Below are 22,888 nucleotides of genomic sequence, written 5' to 3'. Positions count from 1 at the left end.
GACCGGCGCCGGGACACGGGGACGACCCCACGGCATGCCCGGCCCGTCCGCCGGCGCCGATTCCCCCCGCTACCTGCCGATCGCCGATCACGGTCTGATCGGCGACCTGCGCAGTGCCGCTCTCGTCGGCACCAACGGCACGATCGACTGGTACTGCTGTCCACGCTTCGACGCACCCAGCGTCTTCGCCTCGATCCTCGACGCCGATCGGGGCGGCTGCTTCGAACTCGCCGCCGACGTGCCCTGCCGCACGAAGCAGTTCTACTTCCCCGACACCAACGTGCTCATCACGCGGTTCTTCGCGGAGGACGGAGTCGGTGAGATCCAGGACTTCATGCCCGTGGTCGACGACTCGCGCGAGGCGGACCGGCACCGTCTCATCCGCCGCGTGATCTGTGTGCGCGGAACCCTTCCCTTCCGCGCCCGCATCGCCCCTCGCTTCGCCTACGGCACCCTGCCGCACACCGTGCACAAGCGGCCGGGCCAAGCCCTCTTCGAGTGCTCCACACTCAAGCTCGCCCTGACCTCCACGGTCCCCATGGAGGTCGACGGACAGGACGTGTGGTCGCTGTTCAAACTGCACGAGGGCGAGGCCGCCGTCTTCACCCTCGACCGGGTCGGCGGCGACGTCGCCCCGCGCTTCTGCGCCGTGGCCGAGGCCGAGGAGTCGTTCGACGCGACCGTGCGCTACTGGCGGCGCTGGCTGTCGCGTTCCCGCTACCGCGGCCGCTGGCGGGAGATGGTCCACCGCTCCGCCCTCACGCTGAAGCTGCTGACCTACGTACCGACCGGCGCGATCATCGCCGCCCCCACCACCAGCCTGCCCGAACAGATCGGCGGGGAGCGCAACTGGGACTATCGGTACGTGTGGATCCGCGACGCCGCGTTCTGCGTGTACGCGCTGCTCCGCCTCGGATTCACCGACGAGGCCGAGGCCTTCATGGGCTTCCTGACGGACCACGCGGGTCTCACCACGGAGCAGGAGCCCGGCCCCACCGGCCCGCTGCAGATCATGTACGGCATCGACGGCCGCCGTGAACTGCCCGAAGAGACGCTGCCCCACCTGGAGGGCTACCGCAACTCCGCACCCGTACGCGTCGGCAACGAAGCCGTCGGACAGCTCCAGCTCGACATCTACGGCGCGCTGATCGACTCCCTCTACCTCTACGACAAGTGGGGCAAGCCGATCTCCAGCGCGCACTGGGAGAGCATCGGCGAACTGGTGGACTGGGTCTGCGAGAACTGGGACCAGCCCGACGAAGGCGTGTGGGAGACCCGCGGCGGGCGCAAGCCGTTCCTGTACTCACGGCTCATGTGCTGGGTGGCGATCGAGCGCGGCATACGTCTCGCCCAGCACCGCGGCCTGCCCGCGGACATCGTCCGCTGGGCGAAGGTCCGCGACGACATCTACCGTCGCATCATGCGCCACGGCTGGTCCGACGAACGGCGGGCCTTCACCCAGTACGAGGACAGCAACATCCTCGACGCGTCCCTCCTGATGATGCCGCTGGCGAAGTTCATCGCCCCGACCGACCCCAAGTGGCTGACGACGCTCGACGCCCTGGGCGAGGACCTCGTGTCGGACTCCCTCGTGTACCGCTACGACCCGCAGGCGAGCCCCGACGGACTCCAGGGCGAGGAAGGGACCTTCTCCATCTGCTCGTTCTGGTACGTCGAGGCGCTCACCCGTGCGGGCCGGCTCGACGAGGCCCGCCTCGCCTTCGAGAAGATGCTCACCTACGCCAATCACCTCGGTCTCTACGCCGAGGAGATCGGCCACACCGGCGAACAGCACGGGAACTTCCCCCAGGCCTTCACCCATCTCGCCCTCATCAGCGCCGCGTTCAACCTGGACCGCAGACTCGGCTGACCCCCCCGTGCTCCCCCCGCGAGCGGCCGGAACGCGGCCCGGTCGCGGGGGAGTTGGCATCCGTGTGTCATCCCCTGCCTTCGTCAGCGGCCGGCAGGGGGCCGATCACCGGGTTGGTGAGGTGCTGGAAGATGATCGACGTCCGGAAGCTGACGATCTCGCGCCGGTCGGTGAACTGGTCCAGCAGGAAGGCGTGCAGGTGGTCGATGTCCTGCGCGGTGACATGGACGAGGAAGTCGTCGCTGCCGGCCATCGTGTAGACGGAGAGCACCTCCGGCAACCGGGTCACCGAGCGCTCGAAGGCGGCGACCACGTCGCGGCGCAGCGGCCGGACCTGTGTGAACACCATGGCCTGTACGGCGCGGTTGAGCGCCGGCAGGGACACCTGGGCGCGGTAGCCCTGGATGATGCCGCGTTGCCGCAGGAGCCGGGTGCGTTCGAGGCACGTCGAGGGGGCGATGCCGAGTTTCTCGGCGAGCGCCCGGTTGGACTGGCGTGCGTCCGACTGCAGCTGCCGCAGGATCTCTGTATCAAGTTCGTCCACGATCGCCCCCAGGCCTCGCGTGCCGAATTTCGTTCGGCAGAACGGTTTCGGTCCTGCACATCAGCCTAGCTTCGACGTCATGAGCGAATCATTTGCGCATGAGGAAGTCGTGGTCCGACAGGGCCGTCGTTCCCGTCTGCCGCTGATCGTGGCCGTGCACTCCCGGGCGCTGGGCCCGGCCGTCGGCGGCTGCCGGCTGCGCCGCTACGACAGCTGGCGCGACGGACTGACCGACGCGCTGCGCCTGTCCGAGGCGATGACCTACAAGGCGGCCGTGGCCGGCCTCGACTTCGGCGGCGGCAAGAGCGTCATCGCAGTCGACCGGCACACCGAACTGACGCCGGATCTGCGCGAGGCCGCGCTGTCGGACCTGGGCGAACTGATCGCGTCCTTCGAGGGTTCCTACCGGACGGGTCCCGACATCGGCACCGGCCCCGACGACATGGTGGTCCTGCGGCGATTCTCTCCGTACGCCTACTGCGCTCCCGAGGAGCAGGGAGGCACCGGCGACTCCAGCGGCCCCACCGCGGCGGGCGTCCTCGCCGCGCTGCACGCCGGTGCGCGGCACGTCTTCGGCGACGCGTCCTGTGCGGGCCGAGCGGTCGTCGTCAGCGGCTTCGGGGCCGTCGGCAGCGCCGTCGCAGCCGGTCTGGCGGCCGAAGGGGCGCACGTCGTCGTGTCGGACGTGGAGCAGTCCAGGAAGGACGCGGCGCTTGCGGCGGGCTTCGGATGGGTCGAGCCCGAACAGGCGCTCTCCGCACCGGCCGACATCCTGGTGCCCGCCGCGACGGGCGGGGTGCTGAGCGAGGAGACCGTCCCGGGGCTCGACGCCCGGCTGGTCGTCGGTCCGGCGAACAATCAGCTCACCGAGGAATCCGTCGCGGACGCCCTCGCCCACCGGGGGATCGTCTGGATTCCCGACTACGTCGCCGGCGCGGGCGGCATCGCCTACACGCTCAGCCGGGAGTCGGACCACCACAGCCACGACGCCGCGATGAAGCGGGTGGACGCCATCGGGGACACCGTGAGCCGCGTCCTCGACCTCGCTCACGAGAAGGGCTGCACTCCGCTGCGCGCGGCAGGGGAGCTCGCGGGGCGCCGACTTGCCTCCGCGGTGTCAGGAGCACCGGCCGGCTGACGCTCCTGCGCGCCGGTCCCGTGCCCCTTCGACGCTCCGCCGCGTCCGACGGCGGCGGAACGCGGAGCGCCGGGTCCACATGTTCGACGGGAGGCGTTCCAGACGCGGGGTGTCGCAGGTTAAGGTCTCGTCCGAGAGATCTTGTACGGAGGTGCCCGGAATGGACAACAGCGAGCCCGCCCGGCGGGGCCGCCCCCCGGGCATTCGGGCTGTCAAGGGTGAGCTGACCGCCCGCCAGCAGGCCATCGTCGACTTCATCACGACGACGGTCCAGCAGCAGGGCTACCCGCCGTCGATGCGGGAGATCGGCAAGGCCGTACGGCTCGCCAGCACCTCGTCCGTCGCTCACCAGCTGATGACGCTGGAGCGCAAGGGCCTCCTGTACCGCGACCCGCACCGTCCGCGCGCCTACCGGGTGCGTTCCCCGTGGTCGCCCGACCTCGGCGAACGGGGCGAACCGCCGGTGGAGGTGCCGCTCGTCGGACGGATCGCCGCCGGTGCGCCCCTGCTCGCCGAGGAATCCGTGGAGGACGTCTACTCACTGCCTCGCCAGATCGTCGGTGACGGCGACCTGTTCGCGCTGACGGTGTCCGGCGACAGCATGATCGAGGCGGCGATCTGCGACGGCGACATCGTGACCGTACGGCGGCAGGACAGCGCCGACCACGGTGACATCGTCGCCGCGCTCCTGGAGGACGAGGCGACGGTCAAGCAGCTGCGCCGCCAGGACGGCGAGGTCTGGCTGATGCCGCGCAACCCCGCCTACGCCCCGATCCCGGGCGACGGGGTGCAGATCCTGGGCAAGGTCGTCGGAGTCCTGCGCCTGCTCTGAGACGTCCGGCCCCGGTTCCGGAGCCGGACGTCGTTCCGTCCGGACCGCCTAGACGGCCCGGACGAGGAGGAGCGCGACGTCGTCGTGGTCGTCGGGGTGGCGCAGGCCGTACAGCAGACGGTCGCAGGTCTCCTCCAGAGGCCGGTCGGGGTCGTCGAGGAAGCTCAGCATGGTGTTGAGCCGGTCGTCGATGGAGTGGTGCCGGGTCTCCACGAGGCCGTCGGTGTACAGGACGAGCAGATCACCGGGTTTGAGTTCGGCCGTGGTCGTCTCGAAGGGGATGCCGCCGACGCCCAGCGGGGTCCCGGCGGGCAGGTCGAGCAACTCGGGCGGGTGGCCGGGGCGGGCTATCGCAGGCGGCATGTGTCCGGCGTTGGAGATGTGGCACTGGCCGCTCCGCGGGTCGTAGACCGCGTACAGGCACGTGACGATGTAGTGCTCCAGATCGCAGGTGATCTTGTCCATGTGCTGGAGCACCGTCTCGGGTGCCAGGTCGAGGTCCGCGTAGGCGCAGGTGGCGGTGCGCAGCCGGCCCATGGTGGCGGCGGCGTCGATGCCGTTGCCCATGACGTCGCCGACGACGAGCGCGGTCTTGTCGTCGGTCAGCGGGATGACGTCGTACCAGTCCCCGCCGACCTCGCTGGTGGCCTGGGCCGGGTGGTAACGGGAGGCGAGTTCCAGGCCGGTCCGGTTCGGCGGGTGGTCGGGCAGCAGGCTGCGCTGGAGTGTGAGAGCCGTGTTGCGCACGCTCTGGAACCAACGCGCGTTGTCGATGGCCACGGCGGCGCGGCTCGCGAGTTCACCGGCCAGGACGACGTCGTCCTGGTCGAACGGCACCGGGTTGCGCGTCCGTTTCAGGTCGAGAGCACCGAGTACTTCGCCGTGGGCGATCAACGGCACCGCGAGATACGAGTGGACGCCGGCGTGCGCCAGGATCGCGGTGGCCTCCGGGGAGCGGGCGATCCGCCGCAGGTCGTGTTCGCCCACATGGCGCACCAGGACGGGGCGGCCGGTGTGCACGCACAGGGTGACGAGACGGTCGCCGTCGTAGGCGGCGAGGTCGCCGGGCGGGTCGGCGGCGCGCAGGGCCGCCGTCGGGTGCGCCGCCTTGAGGGCCAGGGCCCGGAAGAGCTCCGGGCCGTTGTCCGGTGCGCGGGTACGACGGCAGGCGAGGGCGGAGTCGAGGATGTCCACGGCGACGACGTCGGCGAGTTCGGGCGTGACGACCTCGGCCAGTTCGTGGGCCGTCTGCTCGACGTCCAGTGTGGTGCCGACGCGCGTGGACGCGGCGGCGATGAGGGCCAGGCGTCTACGGGCCCGGTCGGCCTCGGTGGCCGCACGGTGCCGTTCGGTGACGTCGACGACCGAGGCGGCCGCGCCCAGGATCCGGCCTCCGGGGTCCTCCAGCCGGTAGAACGAGAGGGACCAGGCCCGGTCGTGCTCGGGATCGGAAGGCGGACGGCCCACGTGGTACTGGTCGAGCAGCGGTGTGCCGGTGGTCAGCACCTGCTGCAGGGCCGACTCGATGGTGTCGACATCGGGGAAGGGAAGCGTCTCCCTCAGATGCCGGCCGATGTGTTCCTCCGCGGGTATGCCGTCGATGCGCTCCAGCGCGGGGTTGACGAGGAGGTAGCGCAGCTCGGGATCCATGAGGGCCAGACCGATGGGGGACTGGTTGATCAGCCGCTCGCACAGCGCCAGGTCGGTCTCGACGCGCTGGAGCAGGGTGTGGTCGGCCGCGATGCCCAGCGCGTACACGTCCCCCAGATCGTCCAGGAGCCGCATGTTGCGGAACTCCATCACGCGGGTGCTGCCGTCCTTGTGCAGGATGGGGAAGGCTCCGGCCCAGCTCCGGCCGGTCTCCAGCACCTCCGCGAAGAGGCCGAGGACGGCGTCCAGATGCTCCGGGCCGATCATCAACCGGGCCGCGTACTCACCCAGGGCCTCCTCCGCGGTGTAGCCGAAGAGCTCCTCGGCCTGCGGGGTCCAGAACACGATGCGCCCGCTCGCGTCGAGCACCACGGCGGCCACGCTGAGCACGTCCAGCAAACCGGTCGGCCGGGGCGGCACGGGGCCGGCGCCGTCGCCGAGGATCGGTTGGCGGGATTCGGCTGTCATCGCAGATCCTCCTCCGCTGGCCAGGAGGACATGCCTCCCGAGCGGGTACCGCTCCACGCCTGGGGTCCGAGGACCCGCACTCCCATCATGACCGCCCTGCCTCGGCCTGCCCAACCCGGCGCATGCCCTGGGCCGGCCGGAACGGCTCCCTGCCGACCGGGTACCCCCGAATGCCGCGGCGACCCTCGGGCTCCGGTGGCGCCGCCCGTCCCGCGCGGCGGGCGGCGTGGCGTCCGGTCCCGGCGAGGCCGGTTCGCGGAGTATGGCTTCTGCGCCGGGCCATTCGTCGACAGCGCCGTCGCATCGCGTACAGCGGACCGCAGGCTACAGACAGTGGACTGGAGGCAGACGTGACGGTGAGCCGTATCGGCCTGGTCGTGCACGGAGGGCGCGAGGAAGCCGTACGGGCGGCGGACTCGGTCCGGACCTGGTGCGCCGCGCAGGCAGTGCAGTGCACGGACATCGACGTGTGGAACGACGGCGAACGGCACAGCGCGTGCGAGGAGGTCGAATCGGCGGGCGATCCCGACCTCATCGTGACCCTCGGCGGCGACGGGACGTTCCTGCGAGGTGCCCGGCTGGCCGCCGAGCACGACGCCCTGGTCCTCGGCGTCGACTTCGGCCGGGTCGGCTTCCTGACGGAGGTGCCCGTGACGATGATGCACTCGGCCCTGGACGCCGTGCGCGAGGACCGCATCACCGTCGAGCACCGCATGATGCTCACCATGCGGTCCTCGTGTCCCCTGAAAGTGCCCGAGGACATGGAGGCGCTGGTCCGCTACGGCCGCGGTCCGCTGCTGCCGCCGCCACGGGTGCGCGCCGACTGCATGTCCGGCGGCGAGTGGGGCATCGCGCTGCACGTCACCGCACTCAACGACGTGGTCCTGGAGAAGCTGTCCAGAGACCGGCAGGTGTCCGTGGGCGTGTACCTGGCCGGGCGGCTTCTGGCGGCCTACTCCGCCGACGCCCTGCTCGTCGCCACCCCGACGGGATCGACCGCGTACAGCTTCGCCGCCGGGGGGCCCGTCGTGTCGCCCCGGGCGGAGGGCCTCGTCTTCACACCGGTCGCCCCGCACATGGCCTTCAACAGGTCGGTGGTCGCCGCACCGGACGAGCCCATCGGCCTGCGGGTGCTCGAACGGTCGGGTCAGGCCGCCGTCAGCATCGACGGTCAACTGCGCGGAGTGCTCGATCCGGGCGACTGGATCGGCGTGTACGCGGCCCCCCGCCGCCTGCGGGCGGTCCGCCTCGGGCCCATGGACTTCTACGGCCGGCTGCGCGAACGCATGAGGCTCACCGACGCGCCGGCGGCGGTGGCCGACGGATGCGCGGTCCCTCTCTGGCCCGCCACGACCCCTCCGCCGCAAGATCTGGCCCACCTGGCGCTCCCGGCGACACCCGGCAGCGGAGCCGCGCCCAGTGATGCAGGCACGACTCGACCGGCCTGAGGGACGCGGCCCCCGTACCCGCTGTCGGATCCGGGGGCCGGGCAGGGGAGTTCGCGACGTCAGCTGTCGTGCAGTGCTTTGCGCAGCGCGTCGACGGCGAGGTGCCGGGCGACGTTGGTGGCACGCGTGTCCCGCAGGCTGTCCAGCAGCATGAAGTCGTGCACCATGCCCGCCACACGGACGGCGGTGACGTCGACGCCGGCCTCGCGGAGCTTGTTGGCGTACTGCTCGCCCTCGTCGCGCAGGACGTCCGCCTCGTCGGTGATGACGAGCGTCGTGGGCAGGCCCCTGAGCTGGTCCAGGCCGGCCTGCAGCGGCGAGGCGTACACCTCCGTCCGCTGCGAGGGCTCGGAGTACTGGTCCCAGAACCACTTCATGCCGTCGCGGGTCAGGTAGTAGCCCTCGGCGAACTGATGGTAGGACGGCGTGTCGAAGTCGGCGTTGGTGACGGGGTAGAGCAGGACCTGGGCCTTCAGGTCGAGTCCGCCGCGCTCCTTGTTCATGAGGGCGAAGACGGCCGACATGCAGCCGCCGACCGACTCGCCGGTCACGACCATGCGGCTGGTGTCCAGGCCGTGTTCGGCGCCGTGTTCGGCGACCCACTGGCCGACCGCGTAGTTCTGTTCGACCTGGGTCGGGTACTTCGCCTCGGGAGCGCGGTCGTAGACGGGGAAGACGCCCGCGGCCCCGGCTCCGACGGCCAGTTCGCGGAAGAGGCGGTCGTGCGTCTTGTCGTCACCGAAGACCCAGCCGGCGCCGTGGATGTAGAACATCACGGGAAGCGGGCCGGTGGCACCCTTCGGCCTGATGATCCGGGTGCGGACCTGCCCCCACTTCCCGGCGTCGACGGTCACCCACTCCTCGTCGACCTCCGGCCGTTCGACGCCCTCGCCGCTCTGCAGGCTCACCAGGATGTCGCGGCCCTTCTCCGGCGGCACCTCGTAGATGCGCGGATGCGGGTCGGTGGCCTCGGTCAGCTCCTTCGCCGCGGGTTCGAGGTAGGGCGTGATGGGAGGCGGAAAGTCGGACATGGATCCTCCGGTTCGGACGGGTACCGGCCTGTGCGTGTGCCTGCGCCTGTGGCCCCGAGCGCGCTGTGTCCGACTCAACGCGTAACCGTCGGGTGCGGCAACCGGGCGACCTGTCCCGGCCCGGCCTCGTGGGGGCACCCATCCGCCCTTCGGGTGAATCCTGTCCGTTCTTGATGCGTCGCCGTCCGATGTGGTGTCGTGCGATGCGCTGCGGTGCGATGCCCTGACCGACGGGCGCGGGATCCTCCGGTCAGGGACGCCGTCGAGTCGTCGGCGAGGGCCTCGCCACGCCACCGGAACCGCGTGGTGGCGGCGTCAGGGGAGGATCGAGTCGACGTAGCCGCCGTCGGCCCGCAACGCGCCGCCGGTGGTCGCGGAGGCCTGCGGAGAGCTGAGGTAGACCACCATGTTGGCGATCTCCTCGGGCTCGATGAGCCGCTGGACCAGCGACTGGGGACGGTGCTTGATCATGAACTCGTGCTGGGCCTCGTCCCACGGCAGGTCGGGTGACACCAGCTGGTACACGAATTTCTCGACACCCGCGGTGTGCGTGGGACCGGCGATGACGGTATTGACGGTGACACCCGTCCCGGCGGCGTCCTTCGCGAAGCCGCGGGTGAGCGCGAGCAGCGACGTCTTCGTCATCCCGTAGTGGATCATCTCCGCGGGGATCGCGATGGCGGAGTCGCTGGCGATGGACTGGATCCGCCCCCAGCCGCGCTCCTTCATGCCGGGCAGGTAGGAGCGGATGAGCCGGGCGGCGGAGAGCACGTTCACCTCGAAGTAGCGCCGCCACTCGGCGTCCTCGATCTCCAGGGGCGGGGTGGCACCGAAGATGCCCAGATTGTTGACCAGGATGTCCACCGCCGGCAGGACGTCCAGGACTGCCCTTGTCCCGTTCTCGCTCGCCAGGTCGCCCGGGGCGGCGACGAGCCCGTCGCTGCCGGTCTCCCCGCGCAGCCGCTCCACCGCCTCGTCGACCGACTCGCTGCGCCTGCCGTTCACGGCCACCCGGGCTCCGGCCCGGGCGAGGCCGGCGGCGATGGCGTAGCCGATGCCCTGCGTGGAACCGGTGACGAGCGCGGTGCGGCCCGAAAGATCGATGTGCACGGTGCGATGTCCTCCTCGGGGACGGGCGGTGGCGGCTGCCGATCCGACGGACCCGGCGCTACGTGACGCGACCTTGTCCTCGCGTCGCGCCCCGGGGGCCCGCAGGGATCATCCTGAGCGACGGCGCCGGGGTCCCGGACGATGCACGCGTCGGGGCGTGTCGCGCCGCGGCGGGCGATTGCGGCCGCCAGGCTCTGCCGTCTGCCGTCTGCCGTCTGCCGTCTGCCGTCTCCGGTCTGCGATCCGCGATCCGCGACTCGCGACTCGCGGCCTGCGGCACGACCGGGACTCGTCCATCACGATTGGGCTGCGGAGGGATCACAGGCTGGTGCCCGGCAGTGGTCTGTCGGCGTGGTCCGTCGTTGGCCCGGCGTGAGCGCTGTGAGGGACGACGGAGCAGGGGCGGTCTACGCCGAACTGACGGGTGCCTACTGGCTGGAGGACGCGGGCGACGACTGTCGCTGGTGCCGCGAACTGCTCCGGTTGCAGGGCGGGAAGCGGCAACCAGCGGCGGACGAGGGCCCTGATGCCGCCGACTGGCTGACGCGATTGCGTAGGGCGGTGCTGCCGGTCGCCGTGCTCACGGTCGCGGCGGCGCTGCTGGTGGGCACGCTCACCTGACGCCCTCCCCGCCTCCCGGCGCGCCTCTGCCGTACGGACGTGTCCCCGACCGTCGCGTTCCGTGGGTCGATCGGTCGAACGTGTGATGTTCGAGCGCGCGCCCGTTGGACACTATGAGACGCGTGGGCCGCGCTGGGATGCGGCGGGGCGGGACGACCCGGCAACGCGGGGTGCGCGCCTCCGACCGAAGTGATGGGGGCAGGGCAATGGGGGGTCCGGTGGGCGTGGGCACGACCGGTCAGGGGGACGAGGACAGACCGCCGGGCGATCCCGGTGCCCTCCTCGACGCGCTCGGCTCGGGTGCCTACGTGGTCGACGAGCAAGGACGCTTCGTGGCCGTCAACGCGCGCGCCGAGGAACTGCTGAGGCGCGCCGCCGCGGACCTGGTCGGCCGCGACGCGCACGACCTGCTGCACCGCACCGGCAAGGGTGAGGAACTGCCCCGGACCCGGTGCGGCATGCGCCAGGCGTTCCTGGCCGGCCGGACGGCCCAGGCGGACCTGGACTGGTTCGAGCGCGGAGACGGCTCCCTGCTGCCGGTGTCGTGGCTCATCACGCGGTACGACCTCGGCGGACCGGCACCGGCGACGCTGGTGCTCTTCCACCCCCCGGCGGAGCCCGGTGCGCCGGAGGCGGTGCCCCCCAAGCCGGCGCTCGAGCCCCTCACGGACCTGGACCGGCTGACCCTGCTGGCCAGGGCCACCACCGAACTGACGTCCACGTTGGACGTCGACGAGGGCCTGCGGCGGCTGGTGGCCCTGGTGGTGCCACGGCTGGCGGACTGGGCGGTCGTCGACCTGATCACCGACCGGAACGGGGTGTGGCGCACGGCGGTGGTGCACGCGGTGGACGGAGTCCTCGTGAACCGGCGAGACCTGGAGGGCGCCATGCCGCAGGTCTCCGAGGACTCCTCCATGCCCCTGTCGCGGGCGCTGCGGGGCGTCGCGTCCGCCCTGGTGGGCCCGCAGACCTATCACGGCCCGCCCGACTCCGGCATCGCCGTCGAGCAGCGCCGGCTGTTCGAGGCGACCGGCATGCACTCGGCGGTCATCGCCCCGATCCGGGGCCTGCGCGAGGTGCTGGGCGCCCTGACGCTGGGCCGTTCCCACCGTCCCGACCCGTTCACCGTGGCCGATCTGCCGCTGCTGGAGGACATCACACGCAGGGCGGGCCTGGCCCTGGACAACGCGCGCCTGTACGAGCAGCAGCGCAAGGTCGCCGAGACCATGCAGCGGCATCTGCTGCCCCAACTGCCGCGGGTGCCACAGTTGGAGATGGCCGCCAGATACCTGCCCTCCTCCGACGCGGCACAGGTCGGCGGGGACTGGTACGACGCCTTCGCGCTGACGGACGGGGTGCTGGCGCTGGCCATCGGGGACGTCGTGGGGCACGACCTGGAGGCCGCGGCGGGCATGGCGCAGCTGCGCAGCATGCTGCGTGCCTACGCGTGGTCCCAGCAGGAACCGCCGAGCAGAGTCGTCGAGCGGCTCGACCGGGCGGCCGTCCATGTCGCCGAGGTCCCGGTCGCCACCATGCTCTTCGGCCGGATGACGGTCGACGGCGACGGCGGCTGGCGGCTGACCTGGACCAACGCGGGGCATCCGCCCCCGCTGCTGGTCACGCCCGACGGCGTCGCGCGCTATCTCACCGACGGGCACGGCATCCTGCTGGGCACCGCCGCCGATCGGCCGCGCACCGACGCCACGGAGCCGCTCCCGCCGGGATCCACGCTCGTGCTGTACACCGACGGTCTGATCGAGTCTCCGGGCCGCTCGCTCGACGAGGGGCTGGACCGGCTGCACCGCCACGCGGCCGACCTGGTCCACCGCGACCTGGAGTCCTTCACGGACCAGCTGCTGGAGCGCGCCCGGCCGGCGGACAACGAGGACGACGTCGCGCTGCTCGCCCTGCGGACGCCTCCGCGCCGCTGATCCACCGCACCGCGCCCGTGGGGCGGAACGCGGTCGAGGACCACGACGCCGCCACCGGACGAGGGCACGTACGGGCCCGGGGTCCGTCACGTACGGGCGCGGAGTCCGTGCATGTCCCATCCAAGTGCCTGCGCCGGAGGAGTATGACGTGTCTCACGGGGTAAGCGCGCGCGTATGAACGGGGTATTGAAGACCATCAGCAGGGAACCTGTCCCGCCCGAGGAGGGGTCCCGGATGCCGGATGCACCTGCCGAGGTGACCGTGGCCCTCGACGGCGCGGACGGCTGCATCGCCATGGCGCGCCACCAGGTGTCCGAGTTCCTGACGCGGGCGCAGTCCGAGTACGGGCTGCCGGTGTCGGCCCGCGCCCTCGACTTCGCGCAGTTGGTGGTCAGTGAACTGGTCACCAACTCGCTGAAGTACGCGCCCGGACCGGTCCTGGTGCAGCTGCGCGTCGTCGGGAGCGCGGTGGAGATCTCGGTCTGGGACACCGACCCGGTGCTGCCGGTGGCGCGGGCGGCGGACGCCGGGCGGGTCGGGCAGCACGGCCTGGAGATCGTGATGGCGGTGGTGCAGGGGTTCGAGGCGCGGCGGGAGCCGGTCGGCAAGTGCATCACCGCCCGTGTCGCGCTGTTCGACGGGCTGCTGATCGAGGGCCTCGACGGGTGAGTCGCGCGAAGGCCGCACCGACCCGCTCGTACTGACCGGTCCCAGTACGGGGACGGACGTCCGAGCGCCGGCCGCCGTGACGGGGGGGAACCCGGGCGGCGGAATTCCGCTGCCCGGCGCCGGCACGCCGTGGGACCGCCGCGGGACCACCATCGGCCGCCCGGCGTAGCCGCGCGCGGCCGTCCTGCTCAGCCGTCGTACCCGGGGCATGGACGCGCCTGCCCGCCGTGCAGTGCCGCGGCAGCGGGGGAGCGTGTGTGCTCGTGGCCGCTCGGCCGTGACGGTACCGGGAGCGTGCACGCGCGGTCGCCCGGCCGTGCCGCGGTACCGGGAACGTCGTAGCGTCTGAGGCAGGCACCCATCAGGTACGACGGCGCAGATCGGGTACGACGGCGCAGAGGGGAGCGGGCCGATGTCAGGCGCGGTCGACACCCTCGTGCGGTTCGGGGCCGATGCAGACGCGGCGCGGAACGGACAGCGGCGGGGCGCCGATCTCTGCGACGGCGCCGGAACCTCACGTCGAGCCGGTGCGCCCGCCCTTCCGCGCCCGTGCTCGGGCTCGGTCGCCGGGACGGCCACGGCGCCGTGACCGACAAGCCCGACGCGGCGTACATGGTCTCCGTCGAGTTCTACGACCTGCTGCAGGCCGAGAGGGACCGCCGCCAGGCGAAACGGCGCTTCACCCAGGCCGCCCGCCGGGCCGGTCGCGGCATCCTGGACATCGGGGCCGGCACGGGCATCGTCACCGAAGTCCTGCTCGCCGAGTCCGCGGCCCCCGTCCACGTGGTCGAACCGGCGCCCGCGATGCGGGCGGCGCTGCTGACCCGGCTGGCGAACCTCGGCGCGGACCGGCGCGCTCGCGTCACCGTGTACACCGAACCTGTGCAGGAAGCGGGCCTGGACGACGTGGTGGACCTGGCGGTCGCGTCCAACGTCGTCGCCTGCCTCGATCCCGTCACCCGACGCAACGCCTGGAAGGCCGTCGCCTCGGCGCTCGTCCCCGGCGGCCTGCTGCTCTTCGACCCTCCTCCCGCCGCCATGCCCGCCGGACCCCGGACGGTCGGGCGGCTGGGTCCGGCACGTGTCGGGCCCGACACCTACAGTGCCGAACTCACGAGCACGCCCTGCCACGAGACCTTGCGCGTCACGTTCACCTACCGCGTGGAGCGGGACGGCCGCCTCCTGCGCGAGGAGCGCGAGGCGTTCGACACCTGGCCCGCCCCACCGTCGGTGATCGTCGCCGAACTCCGGGAAGCGGGACTGGATGTCGTGCGGGCCCCGTCCGCGGACCTCATGGCCGCCCGCCGGCCCGGCGCCTGAGCGCCTCTCGCTCGCGCCGACCGAGGGGACCCGGTCGTGATCCAACCTGCGGAGCCCCTGCACAGGGCGTTTAATGGTTGGCCTGAAGGGGACCCGACGGTCTCGCGACAGTGGAAGTGGAAGGAAGTTGTTTGCAGTGGCCGTCTACGGCACGGAGCGAAGTGTCCGCCGAGCCGAAACGGGCTGGTCGAAGGCCCGTCGGCTGAACGGGAAGCGCATACGTACCTGTGAGCCCGCCGTAGTGGAGCGCCAAGCCCCCGGCGGTACGCACTCGGGTACGGAATCGAACATTGTGCGGGGTGAGGACTGACCGGTCGGCCTGCCGATCGCGGGCGTGGACCGTCAGCGGAACGGGGAAGAGGCTCGGGGACCGTACAGCGGCTCGGATGGGAGTCGCCCTCGTCGGGGCCATGACGCCACCCATGAGTGGCTCGCCGGCGACGGCTCCGCCCCGGTGAGATCCACCTGTTGAGCCGTGAGGATGCGTGCGCCCACGCTGAGCCGCGTCGACTCAGGCGCGGCGTCGGCGAGTTCGAGCTGCACGGAAGCGATGGCATGCCCTTTGGCGGCGTACCCAGAGCCGTGGCCCGTCCGCGCTACGGTCCGTCCGTCCGCTCCTGGCTGATGACCGTCGTCAAATGCGTGACCAGGGGGTTCCGGTCGGCGCTCCGCCAGGCGACGGCGACGCGTGTACGGGCGGTACCCGGTTCCGTCCTGCGGAAGGCGACCCCCTTGAGGCGGATGCGCCGGATGCTCGCCGGGGCCAGGGAGACACCCAGGCCCGCTTCCACCAGTGCGCACACGGTCTGCCACTCCACGGCGTGCTGCGCGATCCTGGGTGTGAATCCCGCATCGGCGCAGAGTCCGGTGATCCGGTCGTAGAGCCGCGGCCCGACCGCACGGGGGAGCAGCACGAAGGGGTCGTCCGCCAACTGTGCGAGATCCACGGTCCGTTGGGCGGCCAGCGGATGAGCGGACGGCAGTACGGCCACGAAGGGTTCGCTGAGTACGGTCCGGAAGCTGAGCTCCGTCTCGTCGGCCGGGGGTTCGCGCAGCAGGCCGATGTCGAGGACCTTGTCGTGCAGGGCGGTGATCTGCGGCGCGGTGGTCATCTCCCGGATGTCCAGGTGTACGTCCGGGAACTGCTGCCGGAACGTGCGCAGCAGGCCCGGCAGCACGGTCAGGGCCAGCGACGCCGCGAACCCGATTCGCAGGCGGCCGGCCCGGCCGCTGCCGACGGCCCGCGCCGCGGCCAGTCCGTCGGAGAGTTCGGTGAGGGCTCCTCGTGCGGCCGGCAGCAGTTCCCGGCCTGCCGGTGTGAGGGCGACGCGTCCGGGAGTTCGGCTGAACAGCGCGTGGCCGACCTTGTCCTCCAGCCGGCGGATCTGCTGGCTCAGCGGCGGCTGGGCGATGCCGAGGCGGGCGGCCGCGTGGCCGAAGTGGAGCTCCTCCGCGAGCACGACGAACGCGTGCAGCTGCGGCAAGGGGATTTCGGGGCGATCCATACGCCTAGAGATATCAGCTCATCTCTCCAGCTGTATTGGACGTATCGGAGCCGGGTGCTTAGCGTTCGGCGCATGACACAGCGACACGCGATCCTCAGTGGCTCGACGTTCGAGGAGCAGATCGGCTATGCCCGCGCCGTGGTCGACGGCGACCGGGTTCATGTGTCCGGGACGACCGGGTTCGACTACGCCACCATGACGATCTCCGGCGACGTGGTGGAACAGGCCGAGCAGTGCCTGCGGAACATCGAAGCCGCACTGGCCGAGGCGACGTGCACGTTCGCCGACGTGGTGAGGGTGCGTTACCTGCTGCCCGACCGCGAGGACTTCGAGCCCTGCTGGCCGGTCCTGCGACGCCGCTTCGGTGCGGTCAGGCCGGCCGCGACGATGCTCGTGTGCGGCCTCGCCGACCCCCGTATGAAGATCGAGATCGAGGTGTACGCCCGACGGCCCTCCTAGCGGCCGCACGGTCCGCTTCGAGGTACGCGGCTCGCGCCCGACGGTCGGCGGAACGTGGTCACCGGACCTTCACATCCACCGGTAGTTGGCCGGTGGAGAAGGGGGCACCCGATGGATCCGCCGTCGGTCGGGAGGGGGCTGTGTGGTGATAGCCGTAGCGCTTCTGGTGCTTCCGGTGCTGGGACTTCTGCTGTACGGGATGGACCGCGTCGAGGACCGCATGCTCAGTGGTCCGCCGACGCCGCGGCATGCCAGGCGCCGTCACCTGCGGGTGGTCCCTGACGCGGACGATTCCGTATCGGTCCACGGTCGGCACCGGGGCCGCGAACAACACCGTGGAGCCGCCTGACCCTCCCGAACTGCCGTTCCCCCTGCGTGTCTTGTGAGTGGAGGGGCGGAACGGGCGGGCAGTCGGGGCCGGTTCGGCGCTCACGTGTGGCGCACCGGAGAGGGCGGCCTCAGGACTCCTCTTCTTCGTCCTCGTACTCGACCTCGTCCTCCGGGTATGCGTCCTCGCCCACCTCGTCCTCGTCCTCTTCCTCCTCTTCCTCGGGCTCCTCCTCGTACTCGCCTTCCGCTCCCTCCTGTTCCTCCTCGGGCTCTTCCTCGTCGTACTCCGCTTCTTCCTCCTCGACGGCCTCCTCGTGGCTGCGCACCACCTCGCCGTCGCGGATCTCGCCGCGCCAGCCGTCCGGCTCCTCGTCGGAGAGAGTGACGTAGCGCTGGAAGTGCTTGGCGTCCAGCCTCAGTCGACGGCCCTGGGCGCGCCAGATGTTGCCCGTCTTCTCGAAGAAGCCGGAGGGGTAGTACTCGACGACGATCACGATGTGGGTGAGCGTGGGCGTCACTTCGTGGAAGGTGACGCAGCCGCGCGTGCTGCCCTTCGCACCCTCGGAGGTCCACATGATCCGCTCGTCCGGGATCTGTTCCTGGACGGTGGCCTTCCAGGACCGGGTGGAGGGCCCGACCTTGACCTTCCAGTCGCTGCTCGTCTCGTCCCCCTTGGACGCGCTGCGCACGCCCTTGGTGAAGGAGCTGAACTTCTCGAACTGGGTCCAGTGGTCGTAGGCGACACGTATCGGGACGCCGACGTCCAAGTGCTCGATGATCGTGGTGACTTTGGTGGTGCCGGACTTCTTGCCCTTGCCCCCGCCGAACAGGCCGGAGACCTTCTCGGTCACGGATCCCTTGATGCTCTTCGCCTTCTCGCCGATCAGGGCCTTGATGGGCGAATCGCCCTGGAGGACCCGCATGCCGACCTTGGGAAGGGTCCCACCGCTGTCGGCCACGTCCATCAACTGGTCGGTGATGTCACCTACTTTGTCGCCCGCCACATCCGCGAGATGCTCCACCTGGGCGCCTAGGTAGTCCTTGAGCTCGTCGCGCAACCGGTCGAGGCCGGAAGGCTCGTCCCGCTCGGTGTCCTGCGCCGTTCTGGCCATGGCCTACCTCCGCCGTGATGGAGCCTTCTTGGCGGTCTTCTTCGCCGCGCTCTTCCTGGGGGCGGTCCTCTTCGCCGTCGTCTTCTTCGCCGCGGTCTTCTTGGCTGCCGTCTTCTTCGCCGCGGTCTTCTTCGCCGCGGTCTTCTTGGCCGGCTGCGCCTTCTTGGCGGGCTGCGCCTTCTTGGCCGCCGGCCGCTTCGTGGCGGTCTTGCGGGCCGGCGCCTTGCGTGGCGCGGGCCGCTTGGCGGTGCGGCGACGTGTGGGCCTCTCGGACTCCCGCTTCTCCTCTGCCGGTTCGGAACGGCGGGTGGGGCGCTTGCGCTTCGGCGCGGCCTTCTTGGCCGTCGGCGGTTCCTCCTCGGGCTCTTCTTCCTCCTCCTCTTCCTCCTCTTCCTCCTCTTCGTACTCGGGCTCCTCCGCTTCTTCCTCCGCTTCTTCTTCCTCTTCCTCTTCCTCCTCCGGCTCCTCCTCTTCCTCCTCTTCGTACTCCTCTTCCTCCGCTCGGCCGTCGTCGGTCCCGATGCGCGCGGTACGTTCGTGCAGGACGTCCGCCAGGTCCGCGAGTTTGCGGTCGGCCGCTGCGGCCAGCGCCTGACGTCCCGCGTCCTTGAGTTCGCCGCGCATCTGCTCGTTCAGGTCGGCGACTTGTGGCAGTTCCTGGAGCCTGCGCAGGCCTTCCGTGAGCAGTTGTTGCGGTTCGAGTCCGAAACGACGGCCTGCGATGAAGGTGGCCATCGCGAAGGCGAGTCGCCCCTTCTTGGCTCGGCCGAGGACGTAGCCGCCGGCGACGGCGGCAGCGAGAGCGATCTTCGTGGAATCGTTCATCGGTCATTCCCTCCGGAGAGCCGCCGCGTGGGCGCACGCCGACGCACGGCCTCAAGCGGCCCATCGCAGCTCACCTTTTTGGGGCTATATACTCAAATAGTACGTTTTGTATGCCGGGAAGTGCCGCCCCAGTGACGGAGTACCGAAGATGGCCGCGTCGGAGAAGGACGGCACCGGGAACGGGCGACGACCCTCCCGCGGTGGCGCCACGCGTCGCACGAGCGGCGGTGGCGCCCGGAAGCGTGGCAAGCGCACGGCGGCTTGGGCGATGCGATCCGCGGCGGGCCAACTGGCAGAACTGCTCGGGCGCGTTCCCGAATCGGTGTCGGCGATCAAACGGACCGAGGACGGGTGGGAGGCGGATGTCGAGGTACTCGAACTGGAGCGGGTCCCCGAGACCACCAGCGTGATCGGCACGTACCACGTGACACTCGATGACGAGGGAGACCTGGTGGCCTACGAGCGGACCCGCCGTTATACGCGTGGGCAGATCGACCGGCGCGGCTGATTCGCACGAAGGGGAGGCGAAGGGAGGCGCCATGACCGTGGTGCCGCAAGGCGGAGGCAGTGTCTCGCGGGGAAGTACCGGGACCCTGTACGACGTCCTGGAGCTGATTCTCGACCGCGGCCTCGTCATCGACGTCTTCGTACGCGTGTCCCTGGTCGGCATCGAGATTCTCAAGATCGATGCGCGCATCGTCGTCGCCAGCGTCGACACCTATCTGCGCTTCGCCGAGGCCTGCAACCGCCTGGACCTGGAGTCCGGCAACAAGCAGCCCTCCCAGCTCACGGACCTGGTCGGTGAGGTCACCGAGGGTGGGGCGAAAGGCAAGTCCAAGGGTGCGCTGACCGGTGCCGTCGAAGCCGTGCGGGAGTCCCTGACCGGCCGCGACGACGAAGGTGACGAAGAGGAGTACGAGGAGGACGGCGAAGGCGAGGAGGAGGAGGAAGCGGAGTACGAGGAGGAGCCCCGGCAGAAGCGGCGCCGGCCGGCTCGGCGCACCGCGCGGCGGGAGAGGGAGTGAGCATGGGCGTCTACGTCTACTCCATCACCTCGAAGGACCATCCCCTGCCTGTCGACGACGTCTCGGGCGTCGGCGATCCCCCGTGTCGGCTGCGCACGGTGATGGCGGGAGAGCTGTGCGCGGTCGTGAGCGACGCCCCCGAGGACCTGCGTCCCCGGCGGCGCGACGTCATGGCGCACCAGGGGGTCCAGGAGCGGCTGATGGCCGACGGGGCGATCCTGCCCCTGCGGTTCGGCTTCACGGCCGACGACGATCAGGTGGTGCGGGACGTCCTGGAGGAACGGGCGGGGGAGTACCGGGAACGGCTCAGCCGCCTGGACGGCGGAAGCGAGTACCACCTGAGGGCCTCCTGGGACGAAGACGCTCTGCTGCGCCGGATCCTCGCGGAGTCGGAGGAAGCCCGGACCTTGAACCAGCAGATCCGTGACGGTGCCGGCACCCCCGCCATGTCCATCGCGCTCGGTGAACTGATCGCGCAGGACGTCCAGACGCAGCAGGAGGCGCTCGCCGCGGGCATCGTCGAGGCGTTGCGCCCGTACGCGCGCGAAGAAAGTGTGTCACCCCCCGGTGGCCAGGACTTCCTGAACGTCTCCTTCCTGGTGGCCGAGGACAAGGAGGAGATGTTCCTGGCCACGGAGATCAGTCTGGCCAACCAATTGGGCGAGGAGTGTGAGTTCCGACTGCACGGACCGCTGCCGCCCTACAGCTTCGTCTGAACCGAAAGGTGCTGCTCATGGGCCTGCTGAGCCAGATCGTCACCCTCCCGTTGGCGCCTGTGCGGGGCGTGGGCTGGGTCGTCGACCGCGTCCTGGAGGCGGCCGAGCAGGAGTACTACGACCCGGAGCCCGTGCAGCGTGCACTCGCCGACCTGGAGAAGGACCTGCTCGAAGGCCGCATCGACCAGAAGACCTTCGAGGAGCGGGAGGACGAGCTCCTCGACCGGCTGGACGAGATCGCGGCCTACCGGCGGGGCGAGACAGCCCCCTGAACGGGAAACGAGGTGACCGCATGTCGGAGTCCCCTGCCGGCCGACTGAGCTCGTACCCGTCCCGGGCAGGGGCGCCGTACGGCTACGGCCAGGGCTCCTCCGCGAACCTGGCCGACATCCTCGAACGCGTCCTCGACAAGGGGATCGTCATCGCGGGCGACATACGGATCAATCTGCTCGACATCGAGCTGCTCACCATCAAGCTCCGGCTGATCGTCGCCTCCGTCGACAAAGCCCGGGAAATGGGCATCGACTGGTGGGAACACGATCCGTCCCTGTCCTCCCGTGCGCACGACGAAAGGTCGCTGGCGGAGGAGAACCGGCGACTGCGGGCGGAGATCGAGGCGCTCAAGGAGAAGCGGGAGCTGCCCCTCGACGAGGACACGACGACCGCTCCCGAGCGCCGTCGTTCCAAGCCGTCCACCGTACGGCGCGGGAGGGCGGACGATGGCTGAGCAGGTCACCTACGCCTACGCCGTGCTGCGCGACGCCACCGGGCTCGCGTCGGTTCTGACGGAGGTGGAGGGCGTCGCGCGGGCCCCGGTCCGCCTCGTGACCGCGGGCACCGGAGCGGAGGACCTCGCGGCCGCGGTGAGCCCGGTGCCGGCCCCCGACTTCCAGGAGAGCGCCCTCAGGCGCCACCTGGAGGACCTGGAGTGGCTCGAAGCGGTCGCGCGCGCCCACCACACCGTCATCGAGGTGCTGGCCGCGCACACCACCGTGCTGCCCCTCCGCCTGGCCACGGTGTACCTCGACGACGAACGCGTACGCGCGATGCTGCGGCAGGACGCGGTGGTGTTCTCCCAGGCCCTCGACCGGTTGTCGGGGCATCTGGAGTGGGGCGTCAAGATCTACGTCGAGGCGCCGTCCGACACCGCGGTACCCGACGCCGCGGGCGTGCCCGACGCGGCCGAGGGCCTCAGCCCGGGGCGGGCGTACCTGCGCGCCCGTCGTGCCCAGCGGCACTCGATGGACGAGCGCTACGAAGCCGCCCGGCAGGCTGCCGAGCGCGTCGAGGCGATCGGCCGCGCCGTGGCCGCCGGTCACGCCCGGCACCGCGTGCAGCAGGGCGAACTCGCCGCGAGCGCCGGGGAGAACGTCGTGAACGACGCCTATCTCGTCGCGCGTGGGACGGCGGAGGACTTCCGGAAGCAGATCCTCGATGCCGCGGAGGGACTGTCCGGCATACGCATCGAAGTCACCGGGCCCTGGGCCCCGTACTCCTTCGCCGCCCCTGAGCGCGAGGAGAACCCCGCACCGGACCGGGCGCCGTGAACCCGGTCGAGCGGGCTCCTTCGGACGAGCCCCTGGCGCAGCGCCAGGTGGCCCTCATCGACCTGCTCGACCGCCTGCTGAGCGGCGGCGTGGTGCTCACCGGTGACGTGGTGCTGTCCATCGCCGACATCGACCTCGTCCGCATCTCGTTGCGCGCGCTGATCGTCTCCGTGAGCGACCGGAACCCGTCGCCGTGGGACGTGGCAGCACGTCCCGAGGCCGGGCCGTGACGGGCGCGGAGGGCGGGCGTCCGCCCGACCGTCTCGGGGAGATCACCGACGCGGCCGAGCGGGCCTTCCGCCTGCTGCCCGCGGTACCGGACGACATCGCACGGACCCGTCGGCAGGGGCCTCCCCGCCCGGCCCGCCGGATCAGCGCCGATCCCGACACCGTCGAGCGCGATCTGGTCAGGCTCGTCCTCACCCTGGTCGAGCTGCTGCGCCAGCTCATGGAGCGGCAGGCGCTGCACCGGGTCGACCGCGGGGACCTCACCGAGGAGGAGGAGGAACGGCTGGGGGCCACCCTCATGATCCTCCACGACCGCATGAACGAGCTGTGCGCCAGTTACGGCTTGACCATGGACGATCTCAATCTGGACCTCGGCCCCCTCGGCACGCTCCTGCCGCCGGGCCCCTCCGACTGAGCCCCGGCAGGGCCGGGAGGGCCGTGGCGGCGTCGGTCGCGGCCGTCGCGCGCGCCGATGGTAAGAGTGCCTTCGGGTAAGGCGGTCTGCGCAG

General features: G+C 70.9%; 24 protein-coding genes. 17 read left to right on the top strand and 7 right to left on the bottom strand.

Annotated elements, in window-relative coordinates; translation table 11 throughout:
* The first annotated feature begins 34 nt into the window (after positions 1-34).
* Positions 35-1,870 carry a glycoside hydrolase family 15 protein gene (locus tag ACSYGO_RS03535; protein WP_426680516.1) on the top strand — a complete coding sequence of 612 codons (1,836 nt, stop codon included), beginning with the start codon at positions 35-37 and terminating at the stop codon, positions 1,868-1,870.
* Positions 1,871-1,937: 67 nt separating this feature from the next.
* On the opposite strand, the gene ACSYGO_RS03530 is transcribed toward ACSYGO_RS03535, so the two are convergent.
* A complete protein-coding gene (locus tag ACSYGO_RS03530; RefSeq protein ID WP_426680431.1) occupies positions 1,938-2,414 on the bottom strand; it encodes an Lrp/AsnC family transcriptional regulator in 477 nt (158 codons plus the stop codon).
* Between the two features lie 79 nt (positions 2,415-2,493).
* Between ACSYGO_RS03530 and ACSYGO_RS03525 the strand changes: the two genes are divergently transcribed.
* Together ACSYGO_RS03525 and lexA are read left to right on the top strand one after the other, a co-directional pair.
* Entirely contained in the window at positions 2,494-3,552 is a 1,059-nt protein-coding gene (locus ACSYGO_RS03525) for a Glu/Leu/Phe/Val dehydrogenase dimerization domain-containing protein (protein WP_460385722.1), read from the top strand.
* A 160-nt stretch (positions 3,553-3,712) separates the two neighbouring features.
* The gene (gene lexA, locus ACSYGO_RS03520) at positions 3,713-4,384 is read left to right on the top strand and encodes a transcriptional repressor LexA (RefSeq protein ID WP_432174316.1); all 672 of its coding nucleotides are present in this window, start codon (positions 3,713-3,715) and stop codon (positions 4,382-4,384) included.
* A 48-nt stretch (positions 4,385-4,432) separates the two neighbouring features.
* Here lexA and ACSYGO_RS03515 read toward each other — a convergent pair whose 3' ends face one another.
* Positions 4,433-6,502, bottom strand: a complete 2,070-nt coding sequence (locus tag ACSYGO_RS03515; RefSeq protein WP_426680428.1) for a SpoIIE family protein phosphatase — start codon at positions 6,500-6,502, stop codon at positions 4,433-4,435.
* A 350-nt stretch (positions 6,503-6,852) separates the two neighbouring features.
* On the opposite strand from ACSYGO_RS03515, the gene ACSYGO_RS03510 reads away from it, so the two are divergent.
* Positions 6,853-7,950: an NAD(+)/NADH kinase gene (locus tag ACSYGO_RS03510; RefSeq protein WP_426680427.1), complete on the top strand. Its 1,098-nt coding sequence runs from the start codon at positions 6,853-6,855 to the stop codon at positions 7,948-7,950.
* A 59-nt stretch (positions 7,951-8,009) separates the two neighbouring features.
* Here the strand turns inward: ACSYGO_RS03510 and ACSYGO_RS03505 are convergent, their stop codons facing one another.
* Both ACSYGO_RS03505 and ACSYGO_RS03500 read right to left on the bottom strand, forming a co-directional pair.
* Positions 8,010-8,981 (bottom strand): alpha/beta hydrolase, encoded by a 972-nt coding sequence (locus tag ACSYGO_RS03505; RefSeq protein WP_426680426.1) that lies wholly within the window; start codon positions 8,979-8,981, stop codon positions 8,010-8,012.
* 315 nt (positions 8,982-9,296) lie between these two features.
* The gene (locus tag ACSYGO_RS03500; RefSeq protein ID WP_432187966.1) at positions 9,297-10,091 is read right to left on the bottom strand and encodes an SDR family NAD(P)-dependent oxidoreductase; all 795 of its coding nucleotides are present in this window, start codon (positions 10,089-10,091) and stop codon (positions 9,297-9,299) included.
* A gap of 372 nt (positions 10,092-10,463) precedes the next feature.
* On the opposite strand from ACSYGO_RS03500, the gene ACSYGO_RS03495 reads away from it, so the two are divergent.
* The 4 genes from ACSYGO_RS03495 (at position 10,464) to ACSYGO_RS03480 (ending at position 14,632) form a co-directional block, all read left to right on the top strand.
* Complete coding sequence (locus ACSYGO_RS03495; protein ID WP_435223430.1) at positions 10,464-10,712, top strand: hypothetical protein; 249 nt, start codon at positions 10,464-10,466, stop codon at positions 10,710-10,712.
* Positions 10,713-10,918: 206 nt separating this feature from the next.
* A complete protein-coding gene (locus ACSYGO_RS03490) occupies positions 10,919-12,643 on the top strand; it encodes a PP2C family protein-serine/threonine phosphatase (RefSeq protein ID WP_460385721.1) in 1,725 nt (574 codons plus the stop codon).
* A 234-nt stretch (positions 12,644-12,877) separates the two neighbouring features.
* Entirely contained in the window at positions 12,878-13,312 is a 435-nt protein-coding gene (locus ACSYGO_RS03485; protein WP_426680422.1) for an ATP-binding protein, read from the top strand.
* 585 nt (positions 13,313-13,897) lie between these two features.
* Entirely contained in the window at positions 13,898-14,632 is a 735-nt protein-coding gene (locus tag ACSYGO_RS03480; RefSeq protein WP_460385720.1) for a class I SAM-dependent methyltransferase, read from the top strand.
* Between the two features lie 596 nt (positions 14,633-15,228).
* Here ACSYGO_RS03480 and ACSYGO_RS03475 read toward each other — a convergent pair.
* The gene (locus ACSYGO_RS03475; RefSeq protein ID WP_460385719.1) at positions 15,229-16,137 is read right to left on the bottom strand and encodes a LysR family transcriptional regulator; all 909 of its coding nucleotides are present in this window, start codon (positions 16,135-16,137) and stop codon (positions 15,229-15,231) included.
* A 72-nt stretch (positions 16,138-16,209) separates the two neighbouring features.
* Between ACSYGO_RS03475 and ACSYGO_RS03470 the strand changes: the two genes are divergently transcribed.
* Positions 16,210-16,596 carry a RidA family protein gene (locus ACSYGO_RS03470; RefSeq protein WP_426680419.1) on the top strand — a complete coding sequence of 129 codons (387 nt, stop codon included), beginning with the start codon at positions 16,210-16,212 and terminating at the stop codon, positions 16,594-16,596.
* 458 nt (positions 16,597-17,054) lie between these two features.
* Here the strand turns inward: ACSYGO_RS03470 and ACSYGO_RS03465 are convergent, their stop codons facing one another.
* Both ACSYGO_RS03465 and ACSYGO_RS03460 read right to left on the bottom strand, forming a co-directional pair.
* Positions 17,055-18,038: an SRPBCC family protein gene (locus ACSYGO_RS03465; protein WP_460385718.1), complete on the bottom strand. Its 984-nt coding sequence runs from the start codon at positions 18,036-18,038 to the stop codon at positions 17,055-17,057.
* A 3-nt stretch (positions 18,039-18,041) separates the two neighbouring features.
* Positions 18,042-18,863 carry a histone protein gene (locus ACSYGO_RS03460; protein ID WP_460385717.1) on the bottom strand — a complete coding sequence of 274 codons (822 nt, stop codon included), beginning with the start codon at positions 18,861-18,863 and terminating at the stop codon, positions 18,042-18,044.
* 148 nt (positions 18,864-19,011) lie between these two features.
* Between ACSYGO_RS03460 and ACSYGO_RS03455 the strand changes: the two genes are divergently transcribed.
* From ACSYGO_RS03455 to ACSYGO_RS03420, 8 genes are read left to right on the top strand one after another with little or no spacing between them, the layout of a single operon-like run.
* A complete protein-coding gene (locus tag ACSYGO_RS03455; RefSeq protein WP_460385716.1) occupies positions 19,012-19,371 on the top strand; it encodes a gas vesicle protein GvpO in 360 nt (119 codons plus the stop codon).
* A gap of 31 nt (positions 19,372-19,402) precedes the next feature.
* Positions 19,403-19,888, top strand: coding sequence for a gas vesicle structural protein GvpA (locus ACSYGO_RS03450; RefSeq protein WP_460385715.1), 486 nt, complete (start codon positions 19,403-19,405; stop codon positions 19,886-19,888).
* A gap of 2 nt (positions 19,889-19,890) precedes the next feature.
* Positions 19,891-20,604: a GvpL/GvpF family gas vesicle protein gene (locus ACSYGO_RS03445; protein WP_435223444.1), complete on the top strand. Its 714-nt coding sequence runs from the start codon at positions 19,891-19,893 to the stop codon at positions 20,602-20,604.
* 17 nt (positions 20,605-20,621) lie between these two features.
* Positions 20,622-20,876, top strand: coding sequence for a gas vesicle protein GvpG (locus ACSYGO_RS03440; RefSeq protein WP_426680413.1), 255 nt, complete (start codon positions 20,622-20,624; stop codon positions 20,874-20,876).
* Between the two features lie 20 nt (positions 20,877-20,896).
* The gene (locus ACSYGO_RS03435) at positions 20,897-21,331 is read left to right on the top strand and encodes a gas vesicle protein (RefSeq protein ID WP_426680412.1); all 435 of its coding nucleotides are present in this window, start codon (positions 20,897-20,899) and stop codon (positions 21,329-21,331) included.
* Entirely contained in the window at positions 21,324-22,151 is an 828-nt protein-coding gene (locus tag ACSYGO_RS03430) for a GvpL/GvpF family gas vesicle protein (protein ID WP_435223447.1), read from the top strand. Before ACSYGO_RS03435 ends, ACSYGO_RS03430 begins: the two co-directional genes overlap by 8 nt.
* The gene (locus ACSYGO_RS03425) at positions 22,148-22,381 is read left to right on the top strand and encodes a gas vesicle protein (protein ID WP_426680410.1); all 234 of its coding nucleotides are present in this window, start codon (positions 22,148-22,150) and stop codon (positions 22,379-22,381) included. Before ACSYGO_RS03430 ends, ACSYGO_RS03425 begins: the two co-directional genes overlap by 4 nt.
* Positions 22,378-22,794 (top strand): gas vesicle protein K, encoded by a 417-nt coding sequence (locus tag ACSYGO_RS03420; RefSeq protein WP_426680409.1) that lies wholly within the window; start codon positions 22,378-22,380, stop codon positions 22,792-22,794. The genes ACSYGO_RS03425 and ACSYGO_RS03420 overlap by 4 nt, the downstream gene beginning before the upstream one ends.
* Positions 22,795-22,888: the final 94 nt, after the last annotated feature.

This window comes from Streptomyces krungchingensis (assembly GCF_054729265.1).
Note: the sequence above shows the minus strand (reverse complement) of the source record. Positions and strands in the feature narration are given on the sequence as shown.

Excerpts from the sequence above, each read along its gene's own strand:
- ACSYGO_RS03470 (WP_426680419.1), top strand. The coding sequence starts at position 16,210 with ATGACACAGCGACACGCGATCCTCAGTGGCTCGACGTTCGAGGAGCAG.
- ACSYGO_RS03440 (WP_426680413.1), top strand. The coding sequence starts at position 20,622 with ATGGGCCTGCTGAGCCAGATCGTCACCCTCCCGTTGGCGCCTGTGCGG.
- lexA (WP_432174316.1), top strand. The coding sequence starts at position 3,713 with ATGGACAACAGCGAGCCCGCCCGGCGGGGCCGCCCCCCGGGCATTCGG.
- ACSYGO_RS03475 (WP_460385719.1), bottom strand. The coding sequence starts at position 16,137 with ATGGATCGCCCCGAAATCCCCTTGCCGCAGCTGCACGCGTTCGTCGTG.
- ACSYGO_RS03525 (WP_460385722.1), top strand. The coding sequence starts at position 2,494 with ATGAGCGAATCATTTGCGCATGAGGAAGTCGTGGTCCGACAGGGCCGT.
- ACSYGO_RS03515 (WP_426680428.1), bottom strand. The coding sequence starts at position 6,502 with ATGACAGCCGAATCCCGCCAACCGATCCTCGGCGACGGCGCCGGCCCC.
- ACSYGO_RS03435 (WP_426680412.1), top strand. The coding sequence starts at position 20,897 with ATGTCGGAGTCCCCTGCCGGCCGACTGAGCTCGTACCCGTCCCGGGCA.
- ACSYGO_RS03460 (WP_460385717.1), bottom strand. The coding sequence starts at position 18,863 with ATGAACGATTCCACGAAGATCGCTCTCGCTGCCGCCGTCGCCGGCGGC.
- ACSYGO_RS03485 (WP_426680422.1), top strand. The coding sequence starts at position 12,878 with ATGCCGGATGCACCTGCCGAGGTGACCGTGGCCCTCGACGGCGCGGAC.
- ACSYGO_RS03465 (WP_460385718.1), bottom strand. The coding sequence starts at position 18,038 with ATGGCCAGAACGGCGCAGGACACCGAGCGGGACGAGCCTTCCGGCCTC.
- ACSYGO_RS03430 (WP_435223447.1), top strand. The coding sequence starts at position 21,324 with ATGGCTGAGCAGGTCACCTACGCCTACGCCGTGCTGCGCGACGCCACC.
- ACSYGO_RS03535 (WP_426680516.1), top strand. The coding sequence starts at position 35 with ATGCCCGGCCCGTCCGCCGGCGCCGATTCCCCCCGCTACCTGCCGATC.
- ACSYGO_RS03445 (WP_435223444.1), top strand. The coding sequence starts at position 19,891 with ATGGGCGTCTACGTCTACTCCATCACCTCGAAGGACCATCCCCTGCCT.
- ACSYGO_RS03455 (WP_460385716.1), top strand. The coding sequence starts at position 19,012 with ATGGCCGCGTCGGAGAAGGACGGCACCGGGAACGGGCGACGACCCTCC.
- ACSYGO_RS03505 (WP_426680426.1), bottom strand. The coding sequence starts at position 8,981 with ATGTCCGACTTTCCGCCTCCCATCACGCCCTACCTCGAACCCGCGGCG.
- ACSYGO_RS03450 (WP_460385715.1), top strand. The coding sequence starts at position 19,403 with ATGACCGTGGTGCCGCAAGGCGGAGGCAGTGTCTCGCGGGGAAGTACC.
- ACSYGO_RS03490 (WP_460385721.1), top strand. The coding sequence starts at position 10,919 with ATGGGGGGTCCGGTGGGCGTGGGCACGACCGGTCAGGGGGACGAGGAC.